We start from the raw sequence: 15,568 nt of genomic DNA on the forward strand, positions 1-15,568 counted from the left end.
ATTACGGTATCGCCCGGCCCAATCGGGTCGGCAGGTCGGCCAGTCTGGCCGCGCCGATCTGCGCCATGACCGAGGTGAGGTCGGCCTTGAGAATATGCGCGACGTGATCGGCCCCCGCGGCCCCGAATGCGCCCAGCCCCCAGTGCCACGCCTTGCCCAGCATCACGAAATCCGCGCCCAATGCGATGGCGCGGGCGACATCGAGGCCTGAGTTCACGCCGCCGTCGTAGATCAGCGGCATATCGGGCAGGGCCGCGCGGATCGCGGGCAGCGCGGGCAGGGCGGCGGGCGCGCCGTCGAACTGGCGGCCCGCGTGGTTCGACAGCCAGATCGCATCGACGCCCGCCTCGGCCAGCTTCGGCGCGACCTCGGGATCGGTCACGCCCTTGACGATGATCGGCCCGTCCCACGTCTCGCGCAGGCCCGCGAGATAATCCCAGTCGGGATTGGTGCGAAGCTGGTATCCGACATGGCCCGTGGACGAGGTGCCGGCTTCGGCCTTGGCATAGCTCTCCATCAACCTAAGCCGCGGCATCCCGTGTTTCAGCGTGCCGAGCGCCCAGGCGGGGCATGTCGCGACATGGCTGAGAAGCCGGGGGGTGATCCGGGGCGGGCTGGTCACGCCGCCGCGCACCTGACGTTCGCGGCGCGAGGCGGCGGGAACGTCCGCCGTGACGACGAGCGTGTGAAAGCCTGCGGCCTTTGCGCGCTTGAGGATGTCCGCGAGGATCGTCTTGTCGCGCGGCGTGTAAAGCTGGAACCAGCCGTTGTCACCGATATGGGGCGCCAGCGCCTCGGGCGGCTGGGCGGCGACGGTGGACAGCGAATAGGGAATGCCGCGCCCCCGTGCGACCCCGGCCAGAAGCATCTCGGCCCCCGGCCAGAACAGGCCCGACATGCCGACGGGGGCGATGCCGAAGGGCAGGGGGTAGTCGCGCCCGAGAAAGGTCGTGGACAAGTCCGGCGTCACGTCTCCGGCCAGAATGGCGGGGTGGAACGTCACCGCATCGAGCGCGGCGCGGTTGCGGCGCGGCACCGCTTCGTCCCCCGTGGCGCTGTCGAGGTATTCCCACGCGAAATAGGGGATGCGTCTGCGCGCACGGTCGCGCAGGTCGTTCAATGCCGGGTATCGAGCGTCTAGGTCCATACCCGGCATCATTCACGTAACGTGCGCGGCGACAAGCCTCACTCGCCCTGCGGAACCATCCGGTTGGCGAGTTTGATTTCTTCGAGCACCAGCGCGAACAGGAACCCGAGGACGGCAAGCCCGGCGGCGATCAGGAAAATCGGATGGATGGCCGAGGATACCGCCTCGCCGATCATCGCCTTCACATCCTCCGGCAGTCCGCGCAGGGTCTGGGGTCCAAGCTCCAGCCCGACGGCACCGCCCATCGCGGCCCCGGCGCTGCCGATCTTGTCGGCCAGCGTCGTCGCGAAGAGGGCGCCGAAGCCCGCCACCGCGACCGATCCGCCGACTTGCCGGAACATCAGGCCCGACGCGGTTGCGGTGCCAAGCTGCTCGCGCGACACCGCGTTCTGGGCGGCGGTCGTCAGGACCGGGAAGATCGCGCCAAGGCCAAGGCCCACAAACACCAGCCGCGCGGCAAAGCCCCAGATCGGCGTGTCGGCGTCCAGCCCGGTCAGGAGCAGGAACCCGAAGGCCAGCGATCCCATGCCCAGCATCGGCAGCACGCGGTAGCGCCCGGTCTTGCCCATGAACCGGCCCGACATCATGGAGGACAACAGGATGCCCGCCGTCATCGGTATCAACATGAGGCCCGATTGCGTCGGCGTCAGCCCCTTGGCGATTTGAAGGTAGATCGGAAGGAACGTGATCCCGCCGAACATCGCCGCGCCGGTGATCGCGGACATGAAGGACGTCACCCAAAACACGTTGATCCGGAACAGCCCCAGCGGCAGCAGCGGCTCGGCCGAGCGGTTCTCGATCCAGACGAATAGGATACCGGCGGCGACGGCCAGCACGGCGAGGCCCAGAATCTGCGGGCTGTCCCATGCGAAGGTCGAGCCGCCCAATGAGGTCGCCAGCGTGATCGAGGCCAGCGTGACCGAAAGGGCCGCCGCGCCGCCCCAGTCGATGACGTGTTTGGTGCGCACGCCGGTCGGCTTGAACGCGGTGGCGAAGCCGACGACCGCGGCAAGGCCGATGGGCAGGTTGATATAGAAGATCCAGTGCCACGAAAACTGCTCGACGAACCAGCCGCCGATCAGCGGCCCGATCACCGAGGCGATGGAAAAGGTCGCGGCGAACACGCCTTGGGTCTTGCCCCGGTCCTTGGGCGGGATCACGTCGCCGATGACGCTGAGGGCCAGCACGAACAACCCGCCGCCACCAAGGCCCTGAACGGCGCGCGAGCCGATAAGCCACACCATGCTTTGCGCCGCACCCGCCAGCGCCGAGCCGAGCAGAAACAGCCCGACCGATACGAAAACGATGTTTCGGCGCCCGTAAAGATCGCCCAGCTTGCCGTAAAGTGGCGCGGCGATGGTCGAGGCGAGGATATAGGCGGTCACGACCCACGACAGATGCTCCAGCCCGCCAAGATCGGCCACGATGGTCGGCAGCGCGGTGGACACGATGGTCTGGTCGAGCGCCGCGAGGAACAGCAAAAGCCCGATGGATATGATGATGAGCCGGATGCGTCCGGCATCATAAGCCATGTGGCGGTCGGCGGGGGCGGGGCTGTCGGATGCAGCGGAATCTGTGCTCGTCATGATCTGAGTCCTGTCGCTTTGGCCTTCCACATAGGGCGCGGGCCTATTATGTGTCAATAGCACATAAATGTGCGAAGCAACTTCTTGACCTGTGCGCCGATGCGCGGCATATGCGGGCTATGCCCAAGACGCCGTTCAAACCGTTCCCCATCGCGCCGCCACTCGCGGCCTCGTCCCTGTCGGAGCCCGCCAAGCAGGCACTGATGGAGCTGGACGCGGCGATGTTCCAGTGGCACCGCAAACTGGCGAAGGGCGAATTGACCGGACGTCTGCTTGCCGAAACCGACCTCGACCTCGAACCTTCGCTGTTTCAGGGGCTGATGGCGGTGATGCGGATCACCCACGGGGTCGGGCGCGACCGCGCGCAGGAGCCGACCGTGGGCCTATTGGCCGAGGAAATGGCCATCGACCCCTCCCGCGCCAGCCGGATCGCAAGCGAACTGATCGCGCGCGGCTTCGTCCAGCGCGCCGCCGCGCAGGACGACGGGCGCAAATCCGTGCTGCTCCTGACCGCCAAGGGCAAAGGCGCGTTCGAAACCGTCCGCGATCTGCGCTGGACCCACATGGTCGAGATGTTCTCGGATTGGAGCGAGAGCGACATCGAACGCTTCTCGGACCTGTTCGGCCGCTACGTCGCGGGCGTTCTCGGGGTCAGGGTGGAAGAAGTCTGAGCCGCCCCTTGCGGTCCCCGGACATCGCGGTGACAATCTTTCCGGGGCCGACCGATTTCAGGGATGTATTGCCGTGGCGCATGACGATCGCAAACTTGTAACGCTGCAATACGCCCGCGCCGTCGCGGCCCTTCTGGTCGCTCTCGGGCACACGCTGGCCGAGGCGTGCAAACTTGTGCCCCCCGAAAGCGCCCTGCGCGGCGCATAAGACCTGTTTCCGTTCCAGATCGGTGTCGACGTGTTCTTCATCATCTCGGGCTTCATCATGGTCTATGTCAGCCAGTCGGAAAAAGCGCGGGCGGGCTATGCGGGCACCTTCCTCGCCAACCGGATCGCGCGGGTCGTGCCGACCTACTGGATCTATACGACGCTCATGCTGATCCCCCTGATCCTCGTCCCCTCGGTCTTCGACTCGGCGCAGCTGGACGCCCGGCAGACGGTGTTCTCCTACCTCTTCATTCCGGGGATCGGGGAGGGCGTCCGGCCGGTGCTGAAACTCGGCTGGACCCTGAATTACGAGATGTTCTTCTACGCGATCTTCGCCATCGCGCTGTTCCTGACCCGAAAACGCGCGCATGAGGTGACCTTGGGCGTGCTCGTCCTTTTGGCCGGGCTTTGGATGGCGGGCGCGTTCGGCGCCGCCCCGATGGGCTTCTGGGCCAACCCGATCATCCTCGAATTCGGTGCGGGCATGGTGCTCGCCCATGTGTTCTTCCGGGGTATCCGCCTGCCGCGCGCCGCGACATGGGCGCTGATCCTCGCGGGGCTCGTCGTGGCCTATGTGACCGGACCGATGCAGACGAACGCGAACCGGGTGCTGGTCCTGGGCCTCCCCGCGCTTCTGATCGTGGCGAGCTTCGCGCTGGCACCCGCGCCGCGCAACCCGCGCGCGCTGGCGGTGATGGAACGGGTTGGGGATGCCTCCTATTCGCTCTACCTGTCGCATCCCTTCGTCATCACGGCGGTTTTCATCCTGTGGAGCCGCCTGCCCATGGCCGGCCCCGGCGATTTCCTCGGCTACGTCGTGATCACGCTGGTGATCGCGGCGGTCTGGTCGGTGATCTCGTTCCACTGGATCGAGAAACCGGCGAGCCGTCTGGTGCGCGGCTGGCTGCGCGGGCGCGACAAGGCACGGGCGGCCACCACCGCGCCCTGAATTTGGCGTTTCCGGCGACAGTCCATATATGAAAGGGACGGTCCCGTTTGGGGGCCGGGAGGGAGGCGCCGATGGACCGGAGCTACGCAGACCATCTGAACGGCATGGACGCAGGCGCGCAGGAGCGGCTTGTGCGCGAGGGCTTCGCGGCCAAGGTGCGCCGCTTCGGCAAACGCATCCCCTTCGTGCGCGACGCGGCGGCGGCCTACTACGCCATGCTCGACCCGAACGTGCCGATCCTGACCCGCGCCGCGCTGGTCGCGCCACTGGCCTATCTGGTAATGCCGGTGGACGCGGTGCCGGATTTTCTGGCCGGTGTCGGGTTCACGGATGATCTGGTGGTGATCCTGGCGGCGCTTAGGTCGTTCGGGAACAGGCTGGACGAAGGGCATTACGCCAAGGCGGATGAGATGTTGGGGTAGGGTGGGTGCCAACCCACCATGCCACCTCATGTTAACCCTATGCAAACCAACTTTCCCCGAAGATCGACGGTATGTCCAACTATCGTCGTATCAAGCGCCCGGGTGGCACATTCTTCTTCACGGTCAACCTCGCTGATCGGCGCTCGACCTTGCTCGTCCATCGGATCGGTGACCTTCGCGCCGCCTACGGGGTCGCGGGGCGGCAGCATCCCTTTCGGACGGAAGCGATTGTGGTCCTGCCCGACCATCTACACGCCATATGGACTTTGCCTGAAGGCGATAGTGACTTTTCGACTCGTTGGAAGAAAATCAAAGCGCACTTCTCGAAGGCCGTCATTCGAGGCGCGGATCGTGGGCATGATGGTGGAGGCAATGGTGGGTTGGCACCCACCCTACGGGTTTCGCCGAGCAAATCTCGCAAGGGCGAGGTCGGCATCTGGCAACGGCGGTTCTGGGAGCATACGATCCGGGACGACGCGGATCTCGCCAACCATCTTCGCTACATTCGGGACAACCCTGTGAAACACGGCTTGGTCTCAGACCCGGTGCATTGGCCCTTTTCGAACATCCATCGCGACCATCAGACGCTCGTTGATGGTGCGTAGGGTGGGTGCCAACCCACCAATGTGGGGTGCTGTCCCACCGAGACCGGGCGCCATCCCGCCAAGACCCTAAACCTTGCGAAGGTGGCGGGGTTTTTTACGAGCGCGGTGGGTTGGCACCCACCCTACGTCACCGCGAGAACTTCTTATACTTCAACCGCTTCGGCTCAAGCGCATCCGGACCCAGCCGGCGCTTCTTGTCCTCTTCGTAATCCTCGAAGTTCCCCTCGAACCACTCCACATGCGCCTCACCCTCGAACGCCAGAATGTGCGTGCAGATGCGGTCGAGGAAGAAGCGGTCGTGGGAGATGACAACGGCGCAGCCTGCGAAATCGACCAGCGCGTCTTCGAGCGCGCGCAGCGTCTCGACGTCCAGATCGTTGGTCGGTTCGTCGAGGAGGATGACGTTGCCGCCGGATTTCAACAGCTTCGCCATGTGCACCCGGTTGCGCTCACCGCCTGACAGAAGCCCGACCTTCTTCTGTTGGTCGCCGCCCTTGAAGTTGAACGCCCCGCAATAGGCGCGGGAGTTCATCTGGGCGTCGCCAAGGTCGATCACCTCGGCCCCGCCGGAAATCTCTTCCCACACCGTCTTGTTCGCATCCAGCGCGTCGCGGGACTGGTCGACGTAAGCCAGATCGACCGTGTCGCCGAATTCGATCGACCCTGCGTCGGGCTGTTCCTGCCCGGTGAGCATCTTGAACAGCGTCGATTTACCGGCGCCGTTCGGGCCGATCACGCCGACGATGCCGCCGGGGGGGAGCGAGAACGACAGGTCTTCGATCAACAGCTTGTCGCCCATCGCCTTTTTCAGCCCCTCGACCTCGATCACCTTGGACCCAAGGCGCGGCCCGCGCGGGATGACGATCTGGGCGTTCGTGATCTTTTCGCGCTCGGACTGGTCGGCCAGTTCGTTATAGCGGTCGATCCGGGCCTTCTGCTTGGACTGGCGGGCTTTCGCGCCCTGCCGCATCCATTCCAGTTCGCGTTGCAGCGTCTTCTGGCGCGATTTGTCCTCACGCGCTTCCTGCTCCAGCCGCTTGGCTTTCTGCTCGAGCCACGCGGAATAGTTCCCCTCGTAGGGAATGCCGCGGCCCCGGTCGAGTTCCAGAATCCAGCCGGTGATGTCGTCAAGGAAATAGCGGTCGTGGGTCACGATCAGGATCGTGCCCTTGTAGTCGATCAGGTGCTGCTGGAGCCACGCGATCGTCTCCGCGTCGAGGTGGTTGGTCGGTTCGTCGAGGAGGAGCATGTCGGGCGCTTCGAGCAACAGTTTGCACAGCGCCACCCGGCGGCGTTCCCCGCCCGACAGCGACGAGACATCCGCATCGTCCGGCGGGCAGCGCAGTGCCTCCATCGACACGTCGACCTGCGCGTCCAGATCCCACAGGTTCTGGGCGTCGATGGTGTCCTGCAACTCGGCCATCTCCTCGGCGGTCTCGTCCGAGTAGTTCATGGCGAGTTCGTTGTAGCGGTCGAGGATGTCCTTCTTGGCCTTCACGCCCAGCATGACGTTTTCACGCACGGTGAGGCCCTCGTCCAGTTCCGGCTCCTGGCTGAGATAGCCGACCTTGGCGCCCTCGGCCGCCCAGGCCTCGCCGGTGAAGTCCTTGTCCTGTCCGGCCATGATCCGCATCAGGGTCGACTTACCCGCGCCGTTCACGCCCACGACGCCGATCTTGACGCCCGGCAGGAACGACAGGCGGATGTTCTCGAAACACTTCTTGCCGCCCGGGTAGGTCTTGGAGACGCCGTCCATGTGGTAGACGTATTGATAGCTGGCCATGATGCCCTCGTGGAATTTGGGTTTGGGCCTAGATAATCCCCGCGCGGGGCAGGGGCAACAGCCTGCATCCGAGTTGTCGATGGGCAACATCGCGATAAGTCATGGCACGGGGTCAGGTTTTGCTTTGCCGATCGGGCGGGCCGGGCTAAGGATAGGGGCGCACCGGATGGTCCGGTGCGAGAAGGAGACGATCATGTCGAAGTTTTGCCGAGCATATCTCCAGCGGGGTTCGACCCCCTAGCGCGGCGTTCGCATGATCTTTTGCAACCGGAGGCCGCCTGCAAACGCGGCCTTTTTTGTTGCTCATCCAACAGGTTACGTGTGCAGGCGTCCCTCCTGACCCAAGGAGAGACCGATGGTCTACGTCACCAATACCACCCTGCGCCCGGGCCCGCGGCGCGTGATCCGGCTGGGCCGGATCGTTCTTGCCATCCTGCCCGCCCGCCAGCGCCCGCCCGTGCGGCTGGCACGGTCCGTGCCGGAGTATCTGCACCGCGACGTGGGGTTGCCCCCGGCCGCCCGGCCCAGCCGGATGCCGCCGGACATGGACCGGAGAACGCTGATGTAAGGCGCTGACCGCCCGGCCCGTCGGGGTCGGGCGGTGTCGGGCCGCGTCAGTCCTGAATGCTTTCGATGTAATCCGTCAGGACGGCGATCCGGCCGCGGGTGATGATTTCCGCGCTGATCGGGCCGAGGTCCGATGCGGACGCGGTGAAGCGGTCGCCCCAGATCGGCATCGGGCCGCCATGGCCGCGCACGCCGGTGCGCCCGTCGATCACCATGAAGGTTTCGAGATAGGGAAACACGCCGTCATTTGCGGCGGCGAGGCCCGTCAGCCCCGGAACGCTCAGGTTCAGGACCGATGCGAAGGGGCCGTCGCCCTTGCCGGATTCCCCGTGGCAGATGGCGCAGGCCACCATGTATTCTTCTTGCCCGGCGGTGGTGTCCTGCCCGGTTGCGGCAAGCGGCAGGGTGGCGAACATGGCCGCGACGGCCCAGTGTTTCATGGACATATGATGCTCCTCTCGAATCAATGTTCGCGCGGAAGTAATTAAAAAATAACTTATGAATGGCCCGAAATTCAACTCGGACCTTTGGTCGCAGCGTTGCAGCCGGATCGTCGCCGCTCGGACGGTTCGTATGTCGGGGAAGGGCGCGCGCCCCTCAGCCTCCGCCCATATCGACATGCACCCGCTGTTGTCCGGGGCGATAGCCTTCGCGCACGCAGATGTCGTTCTGGCGCACCGCGCCCATCCATGCGGCGGAGGAGCAGACGCGGAATCCGGCGATCTGGTTCAGGGCGATGCGGGAGCGGGCGTTGTCGCGGCAGGTTCCGGCAAAGCGCACGGCGTCGGCATGGCCCAGATCGCCGGGGCCGAAGCAGCCTGCGACGACACGGCCGTTCTTCAGCATGACGTCGAGCGAGAAATCCTCGCCCCGGCGCCCCGTTTCGGTCCATGTGATCGACACGGCGTCCTCGGCGGGCGGGCCGAGATACAGATAGTCGCCGCCCGAATAGCTGACCTTTCGCGCGCTTTCGCCCTTGCCGTCGCCCCAGTTCCCGTCGCTCGACATCACCAGCTTCACCTCGGCGATCTCGGACTTGTGGACGCGGCGGTCCTTGCCGTTCGCCGTCGGGCAGGCGCCCGTGAAGCGGTAGGACGGGGTCTGGCCCAGCGTGCTGGCACCGACGCAGGGCGCGATCCACCGCCCATTCTTCAGCCGCACGTCGATGGAGTAGCTGTGCCCCTCCTGCCGTGGCCAGACGAGGAACAGGTCGGTCAGGCTTTCCAGCGTGCCATCGGGCTTGAAGGTGAGGGCCTGACGATAGGTGTTGCGCTTGAAGCCGGTGCAGTTCTCGCCCGTCCATTCGCCGACGTGGTAGAAGATGTAATACCGCCCGCCCATCTCGACCGCCGCGCTGTGCCCGAGGTTTTCAAGGAGCGGTTCGCGGCGGTAGTTCCACCGCATCCCCTTGTTGGTGCAGCCGGGGCCGGTTTCCGCGAACACGGGCGTCGACAGGCTGCGCACCCCGCGCGCCTTCGAAAAGTTGCCGGGGCCGTTCGCCACCAGATAACTCAGCCCATAGGCGAAATGCGCATTGCCGCGGCTGTAGATCAGGTAGTCCAGCCCGTTGTGCGAGATGACGTCGGGCGCCTCGTTGATCGACTCCTCGTAATCGACGCTTGAGAACGGATTGTCGTAATTCGAGAACGGCGTGAGGATGTCGTAGACCGCGTCGGGGCGGCTCATCGGAAAGGCCGCGATGTTGTTGCCGCGCGTGAACCACGTGTAGAAAAACCAGTCGCCGCCCATGTGGTCATAGACCGAGCTGTCGATGCGGATCGCCCGATTGCAGCCCTCGGGCGGGCAGGCGCTGCTTTTGAACGACCTGGGCAGTTTGGTGCCCGCGTTGATCGGTTTGGGCACGCCAAAGTTCACGTTGCGGCGGGGAGAGGTGGCGACCCACGTGGTCACTTGCTGATTGCTGGGGGCCTTGGCGATCGGGGGGCAGGTGCCGCCCTTGGGATATTGCATCGCCGAAAACGACAGGACGAGCTGGTCGCCATCGACCGAGATATCGGGCGCCCAGATCCGGCAATATCCGTGGTCCGGGTCGATCTTCGTCGGTTGGTAATGGGTCAGTTCGCGGAAATTCGTGAGGTCCGATGACTGCCAGATCTTCAGCGAATTGTTGCGCCCCGGCGCCCAGGTTCCGGTCAGAAGGTAACGGTCGCCGTCGCGGACGACTTCGGGGTCGGCCAGCCCGTCCATGATGTGAACGCGGCCCGGATCGGCCGCTTGAGCCGGACCCGTGAACGCGGTCAGCAAGCCAAAGGTCGCGGCCCGCACCGCCGTCAGGATCGGATGCTTCGTCATATCTGCACGCCTGTATGTTTTTGCCGAAAAGCATGGCCCCGGTGCAAAACCCGGTCAAGCGTGCGGGACCGACGCCCGCGTCAATCTTTCGTCAGAGCGGGCTCAGAGGCGCTTTTCGAAGAACACGTCCGGGTAGGGGTCGTCGTTGAACCGTTCGATCTCGGTCCACCCCAGCCGACGATACATCGCGACCGCCTCGGGCAACTGGCTGTTGGTGTCGAGCCGGAGCACGCCCATTCCCAGATCGCGCGCGCGGGCCTCGATCACCTCCATCAGCCGCGTGGCGAGCTTCAGGCCCCGCGCGGCAGGCGAAACCCAGAGCCGTTTGACCTCGCCCCAGGTGCCGTCGTGGCCCTTGAGCCCACCACAACCGATGGGAAGCCCGTCCGACATGGCGACGAAGAACGCGCCTTTCGGTGCGATCATGTCGGTCGCCTCGGGGTCGCGCGACAGATGCACCTCGAACCCGCGCTCGAACCGGCGCGACAGTTCCGCGAAATACTCGGACAGGCACCAGACCGACGTCGGGTCGCGGGGGTCGGCCTCGACGAATTCGACCGCGTGCTGGCCGAGGGCCGAGGCGATCAGGTCCATCGCCGCAAGCAGGTCCGCCCGGTTCGGGTGATGATCCAGCAGGCGCTGCGCCCGGGTGTTCGACAGGTCTTCGTAGGCCTCGAATTCGGCGCGGCCCTTGTGCGTCAGGCGCGCGACACGGCGTCGGGCATCCTGCGGGGCCGGGTGGGTTTCGACCAGCCCCTCGTCCTCAAGGCTGCGCAACAGGCGGCTCATCAGCCCGGAGTCGAGGCCGAGGTAATCGCGGATCGCGCCCACGTCCTCCATGCCGCGTCCGATGGCGTTCAGAACCCGCGCCGCGCCAAGCGGACGTCCCCGGCCGAGAAAGCTCTGATCCATCACCCCGGTTTCGCGGGTGACGGTCCGGTGAAAGCGGCGGATGCGGTCGATGTCGGTGGGCTGCATGGTCTCGGACTCGGGTCAGGAAATATAGCTGACATTGGTCAGATAAATAAGCGACCGTCAAGCCGCCCTTCGCAATCGCCGTTGACACCCGGCCTGCCTCCGGGTCAATCAGGCGCGATGCGTTTTGACTTGCCACAAGGACGGCCCGGGCGCGTGATCGGGCTTTTGGGCGGATCCTTCGATCCAGCCCACGAAGGCCATGCGCATATTACCCGCGAGGCGATCAAACGGCTGGGGCTGGACGAGGTCTGGTGGCTGGTCAGCCCCGGCAACCCGTTGAAAGCCAAGGGGCCCCGCGCGATGGACGCGCGGCTCGAACGGGCGCGTCAGGTCATGCAGCACCCCCGCGTCACGATCACGGACATCGAGGCGAAGCTCGGCACGCGGTATACGGCCGAAACGCTGGGCCGGCTTTTCGATCTTTATCCCAAGGTCCGGTTCGTCTGGCTGATGGGGGCCGACAACCTCGCCCAGTTCCACAGGTGGGAAAACTGGGACTGGATCATGGGCGCGCTCCCGGTCGCCGTGATCGCAAGACCGGGTCAGCGCGTCGCGGCGCGCATGTCGCCCGCCGCCCAGACGTTTCGCGACCACCGCGTGCCCGGTCGCCATGCCCGCCGGATCGTCCACATGGACCCGCCGGCCTGGACCCTCGTCAACGTCCCGATGCGCCCGCATTCCTCGTCCGAGATTCGCGCCCGCGGGGAATGGTCCGATTGAGCGCGTGACCGGCGAACTCCCGCGAATGTGACCGGCAGAAACCCGCAATTAACCAAGACTCCGCATCTATTGTTTCCGGAATCGCACTTGTCGGGGACCGGAGGTTTGGCTTTACTCGCACCCATGTCAGGGGGTTACACACGGCGCAGTTTTCTAACCGGCGCCATGGCTGCGGTCGGGACCGCGGCCGTGGCCGAAGCGCCGTTGACGTCGATCCGACCGATGCCGCGTGCCGATGCGGGCGTGGTGGTCCCGCCCGCGCGCCCGACGATCACCGCGCCGGCCGTCGACGACCTTGTCAAACAGGCCAATCTGAACGGAAAGATCGGCTTCGTCGTTTCCGACGCGAAGACCGGCCTGATCCTCGAACAGCGCAATGCCGCCGTCGCCATGCCGCCTGCCAGCGTCGCCAAATCGGTGACCGCGCTTTACGCCTTCGACTCGCTCGGTCTCGACCACGTGTTCGAAACGCGCCTCGTCGCCACCGGCGGGATCAAGGACGGCAAGGTGCAGGGCGACCTGATCCTTGCGGGCGGCGGCGATCCGACGCTGGACACCAACGCGCTCGCCGGTATGGCGCAGAAGCTCAAGGCGCTGGGCGTCACCGGCATCACCGGCGCGTTTCAGGTCTATGCCGGTGCCCTGCCTTACGTGAAATCCATCGACCCGTCGCAACCGGACCACCTGGGCTACAACCCGGCCGTGTCGGGCCTGAACCTCAACTTCAATCGCGTGCATTTCCAGTGGACCCGGTCCGACAGCGGCTACACCGTCGAAATGGACGCGCGCTCGGACCGCTATCGCCCCCGTGTCACCACGGCCAGGATGAAGGTCGTGGACCGCGATCTGCCGGTCTACACCTATGCCAGCGGCACCACGGGCATCGACGAATGGACGGTGGCGAAGGGCGCGCTCGGCAATGGCGGGTCCCGCTGGCTTCCGGTGCGCCGCCCCGATCTCTACGCGGGCGAGGTGTTTCAGGCACTGGCCCGCGTTCACGGCGTGACCCTGCCCACGGCGACGGTGCGCGACGCGGCACCGACCGGCCCGGCGATCGTCAGCCATGCCTCGCAAGACCTGTCCACCATCGTGCGCGACATGCTGCTTTACTCGACCAACATCACCGCCGAGGCCGTGGGCCTCGCCGCCACCCGTGCGCGCGGTGTCCCGGTCACCTCGCTGGCCGACTCCGGTGCGGCGATGAGCGACTGGATGCGCGCTTCTATGGGGGCGAGCGCGGCGGCCTTCACCGACCATTCCGGCCTGTCCGATACCGGGGTGGTGTCGACGCAGGACATGGTGCGCATGTTGCAGACCGCAAAGCCCGGCGGCGTCCTGCATCAGCACCTGAAAGAAGTCGCGGTGAAGGACGACGAGGGCAAATACAACGAACACGCCGCGCATTCGATCTTCGCCAAGACCGGAACGCTCAACTTCGTCTCGACGCTCGCGGGCTACGTGACCGCCGCCGACGGCAACGTGCTGTGCTTCGCCATCTTCACCAACGACATGGATCGCCGCGCGGCCCTGACCCGCGCCGAACGCGAACGCCCCGATGGCGGGCGGGGCTGGGCCGGTCGCTCGCGCTGGCTTCAGCAGCAGCTCATCAACCGGTGGATGACGGTCTACGGCGTCTGATCTTCTTCGTTTCCGAAAACCTCGGGGGGCGGAGCGGCTTTGCCCAGCAAAGTCGCTCAGGGGGGCTGGCCCCCCTGCCGCGCGGACCCGGCGCAAGCCGGGACCGTGCAAGACCTGCGCGGGCGGCCCCGCCGCCCGCACCGTTTTGTCGCCTCAGGGGCGCGCCGGGATGTTGATGGCCTTTTCGCTCGCCGGGCGCGACAGGCAGGCCGCACGCCACCGCACCACGTTTTCGAAGCTGCCCAGCTCCAGAACATCGTCGGCCTTGTAGGCGGAGGAAAGGCCGCGCACCCAGGGCCAGACCGCGATGTCGGCGATGGTATAGGCTTCGCCCATGATGAAATCGCGGCCCGCGAGGCGCTTGTCGAGCACCCCCAGCAGCCGTTTCGACTCGCCGATGTAGCGGTCGCGCGGGCGCGGGTCTTCGATGTCCTTGCCGCCGAAGGCATAGAAAAAGCCGAATTGCCCGAACATCGGGCCGACGCCGCCCATCTGCCACATGAGCCACTGGATCGTCTCGTATTTCTCCGCCGGGTCGCTGGACAGGAAAAGCCCGGTCTTTTCCGCCAGGTAGATCAGGATCGCCCCGGTTTCGAACAGCCCCAGCGGTTTGCCGCCCGGACCGTCCGGGTCGATGATCGCCGGGATCTTGTTGTTGGGGTTGAGCGACAGGAATTCAGGCGTGAACTGGTCGTCTTCCATGATGTTCACGAGGTGCGGCTCATAGGGCAGGCCGGTTTCCTCGAGCATGGCCGACACCTTGATCCCGTTCGGCGTGGGCAGCGAATAAAGCTGGATCTTCGACGGGTCTTCGGCGGGCCAGCGTTTCGTGATCTCGAAGTCTTGAAGCATGGCGTGTCCTTTCTCGTGCGACCGCTGGTGCGGTCGGGTCGCGTTACGGTTTCACCAAACGCCGCGAAGTGCCACGGACAATTTCGCACATGCCAGCCGTGGCCTGCGCACATGGGTCAGCGGCGTAGGCGCAGGTGGTCGGCGTGGGTGGTTTCCTCGAAAGCGGGCAGCATGGCCGTGCCACCGTCCTCCAGCGGCCATTCCTGCGCGTCCCACAGGATGCGTGCGACCGACGGCGTTCCGTTCACGGGCGAGGGGGCGTGACCCAGTATCGTTCCGGTCCGGCCTGCATCGACCACGATGCGATAGGTGGCGCCGTCATGCGCCACCGTGTCGATCCCCGCGTATTTGAAGACCTCGATGGGCGTGCCGGGGCAAAAGACCTTGCCCTCGAACCGGACCTGCTCCGCCGCATCGCAGTCGCGCGCCACCTCATAGGGGTCGACCGCCGGGGCCGGGTCGTCCTCGGGCCACAGAAGGATCGCCCCCGCGCCGATGACCGAGACGGCGAGCACCGCGAGGGGCAGCGCCACGCCCGACAGGGGCGAAGTTTTCCGGGCCGGGTCGGGTGCGCCCATCCCCGGCCTAAAGCGTCATGTGCCGCGCCCGCGCCCCGCGTTCGATGGCGGCGGCGTGGAGCCGGTCGATGTTCAGCTCGTAACGGATTTCTTCGAGCAGCCGCAGCTCCCCCTCGCGCATGACCGCATCGGCCGCCGCGACGTCGCAGGCCATGGCATAGGCGGTTTCCCAAAGATGGGCGGGCAGGTTCTCACGCACCAGTCCGAACAGGGCATCCAGCCCGTCCTCTTCACTCATCAGATCGAACACGGTCTGGCTGACTTGCTTGATCCGGTCGGCGTCGTAACTCGCGAAGACCGGAAGGTGGTCGACGATTTCCTCGATCCGCAGCAATTCCGAGGTGCGGATCTGGCCGTCGGACAGCGACACCGTCATCATCACGGCGATCAGGCAGTCTTCGGGCGTCAGGGCATGGGGCAGGTCGGGCACGGGGGGCCTCCTTTGTCTTTATTGTTGCGTTGCAGAATATTGACCCGGATCATCCCGTTCAATAGGTAGACGCTTTCACGGGCGCATGGGTGCGCCCGCCCGACAGAGACCGGAACCCGAAC

The 15,568-nt window shown here is 65.6% G+C and carries 17 protein-coding genes; 8 read left to right on the forward strand and 9 right to left on the reverse strand.

All coding sequences use genetic code 11. The annotated features are described in order from the left end of the window. Position 1: 1 nt before the first annotated feature. Together HOY44_RS16860 and HOY44_RS16865 are read right to left on the reverse strand one after the other, a co-directional pair. Positions 2 to 1,147 carry an alpha-hydroxy acid oxidase gene (locus tag HOY44_RS16860; RefSeq protein WP_287436294.1) on the reverse strand — a complete coding sequence of 382 codons (1,146 nt, stop codon included), beginning with the start codon at positions 1,145 to 1,147 and terminating at the stop codon, positions 2 to 4. A gap of 38 nt (positions 1,148 to 1,185) precedes the next feature. After that, positions 1,186 to 2,733: an MDR family MFS transporter gene (locus tag HOY44_RS16865; protein WP_287436296.1), complete on the reverse strand. Its 1,548-nt coding sequence runs from the start codon at positions 2,731 to 2,733 to the stop codon at positions 1,186 to 1,188. A gap of 119 nt (positions 2,734 to 2,852) precedes the next feature. On the opposite strand from HOY44_RS16865, the gene HOY44_RS16870 reads away from it, so the two are divergent. From HOY44_RS16870 to HOY44_RS16890, 5 genes are all read left to right on the forward strand, one after another. Then, positions 2,853 to 3,404, forward strand: coding sequence for a MarR family winged helix-turn-helix transcriptional regulator (locus HOY44_RS16870; protein ID WP_287436298.1), 552 nt, complete (start codon positions 2,853 to 2,855; stop codon positions 3,402 to 3,404). A 73-nt stretch (positions 3,405 to 3,477) separates the two neighbouring features. Next, a complete protein-coding gene (locus tag HOY44_RS16875; protein WP_287436300.1) occupies positions 3,478 to 3,612 on the forward strand; it encodes a hypothetical protein in 135 nt (44 codons plus the stop codon). Positions 3,613 to 3,630: 18 nt separating this feature from the next. Continuing rightward, positions 3,631 to 4,560 (forward strand): acyltransferase family protein, encoded by a 930-nt coding sequence (locus tag HOY44_RS16880; protein ID WP_287437258.1) that lies wholly within the window; start codon positions 3,631 to 3,633, stop codon positions 4,558 to 4,560. A 71-nt stretch (positions 4,561 to 4,631) separates the two neighbouring features. Then, entirely contained in the window at positions 4,632 to 4,982 is a 351-nt protein-coding gene (locus HOY44_RS16885; RefSeq protein ID WP_138424158.1) for a YkvA family protein, read from the forward strand. A 71-nt stretch (positions 4,983 to 5,053) separates the two neighbouring features. Beyond that, positions 5,054 to 5,587, forward strand: a complete 534-nt coding sequence (locus HOY44_RS16890; protein ID WP_287436302.1) for an REP-associated tyrosine transposase — start codon at positions 5,054 to 5,056, stop codon at positions 5,585 to 5,587. Between the two features lie 127 nt (positions 5,588 to 5,714). On the opposite strand, the gene ettA is transcribed toward HOY44_RS16890, so the two are convergent. Next, positions 5,715 to 7,370 carry an energy-dependent translational throttle protein EttA gene (ettA, locus tag HOY44_RS16895; protein ID WP_287436304.1) on the reverse strand — a complete coding sequence of 552 codons (1,656 nt, stop codon included), beginning with the start codon at positions 7,368 to 7,370 and terminating at the stop codon, positions 5,715 to 5,717. 355 nt (positions 7,371 to 7,725) lie between these two features. Here ettA and HOY44_RS16900 point away from each other — a divergent pair, with 355 nt between their 5' ends. Next, on the forward strand, positions 7,726 to 7,938 hold the full coding sequence (locus HOY44_RS16900) for a hypothetical protein (RefSeq protein ID WP_287436306.1): 213 nt from the start codon (positions 7,726 to 7,728) through the stop codon (positions 7,936 to 7,938). Positions 7,939 to 7,984: 46 nt separating this feature from the next. Here the strand turns inward: HOY44_RS16900 and HOY44_RS16905 are convergent, their stop codons facing one another. The 3 genes from HOY44_RS16905 to HOY44_RS16915 form a co-directional block, all read right to left on the reverse strand. Further along, positions 7,985 to 8,383: a c-type cytochrome gene (locus HOY44_RS16905; RefSeq protein WP_287436308.1), complete on the reverse strand. Its 399-nt coding sequence runs from the start codon at positions 8,381 to 8,383 to the stop codon at positions 7,985 to 7,987. A gap of 151 nt (positions 8,384 to 8,534) precedes the next feature. Next, positions 8,535 to 10,250 (reverse strand): family 43 glycosylhydrolase, encoded by a 1,716-nt coding sequence (locus HOY44_RS16910; RefSeq protein ID WP_287436310.1) that lies wholly within the window; start codon positions 10,248 to 10,250, stop codon positions 8,535 to 8,537. Positions 10,251 to 10,352: 102 nt separating this feature from the next. Beyond that, a complete protein-coding gene (locus tag HOY44_RS16915; RefSeq protein ID WP_287436312.1) occupies positions 10,353 to 11,228 on the reverse strand; it encodes a bifunctional helix-turn-helix transcriptional regulator/GNAT family N-acetyltransferase in 876 nt (291 codons plus the stop codon). Positions 11,229 to 11,345: 117 nt separating this feature from the next. Between HOY44_RS16915 and HOY44_RS16920 the strand changes: the two genes are divergently transcribed. Both HOY44_RS16920 and dacB read left to right on the forward strand, forming a co-directional pair. Beyond that, on the forward strand, positions 11,346 to 11,948 hold the full coding sequence (locus HOY44_RS16920; protein WP_287436314.1) for a nicotinate-nucleotide adenylyltransferase: 603 nt from the start codon (positions 11,346 to 11,348) through the stop codon (positions 11,946 to 11,948). A 123-nt stretch (positions 11,949 to 12,071) separates the two neighbouring features. Beyond that, positions 12,072 to 13,586, forward strand: a complete 1,515-nt coding sequence (dacB, locus tag HOY44_RS16925) for a D-alanyl-D-alanine carboxypeptidase/D-alanyl-D-alanine endopeptidase (RefSeq protein ID WP_502710701.1) — start codon at positions 12,072 to 12,074, stop codon at positions 13,584 to 13,586. A gap of 153 nt (positions 13,587 to 13,739) precedes the next feature. Here the strand turns inward: dacB and HOY44_RS16930 are convergent, their stop codons facing one another. The 3 genes from HOY44_RS16930 to HOY44_RS16940 all read right to left on the reverse strand — a co-directional run bounded on the left by HOY44_RS16930 (position 13,740) and on the right by HOY44_RS16940 (position 15,446). Beyond that, entirely contained in the window at positions 13,740 to 14,438 is a 699-nt protein-coding gene (locus tag HOY44_RS16930; protein ID WP_008329691.1) for a glutathione S-transferase N-terminal domain-containing protein, read from the reverse strand. Between the two features lie 116 nt (positions 14,439 to 14,554). After that, complete coding sequence (locus HOY44_RS16935; protein ID WP_287436319.1) at positions 14,555 to 15,016, reverse strand: hypothetical protein; 462 nt, start codon at positions 15,014 to 15,016, stop codon at positions 14,555 to 14,557. A gap of 7 nt (positions 15,017 to 15,023) precedes the next feature. Next, on the reverse strand, positions 15,024 to 15,446 hold the full coding sequence (locus HOY44_RS16940) for a tellurite resistance TerB family protein (protein WP_138424149.1): 423 nt from the start codon (positions 15,444 to 15,446) through the stop codon (positions 15,024 to 15,026). Positions 15,447 to 15,568 lie beyond the last annotated feature (122 nt).

This window comes from Maritimibacter sp. (genome assembly GCF_016774595.1).
GTDB lineage: Bacteria > Pseudomonadota > Alphaproteobacteria > Rhodobacterales > Rhodobacteraceae > Maritimibacter > Maritimibacter alkaliphilus.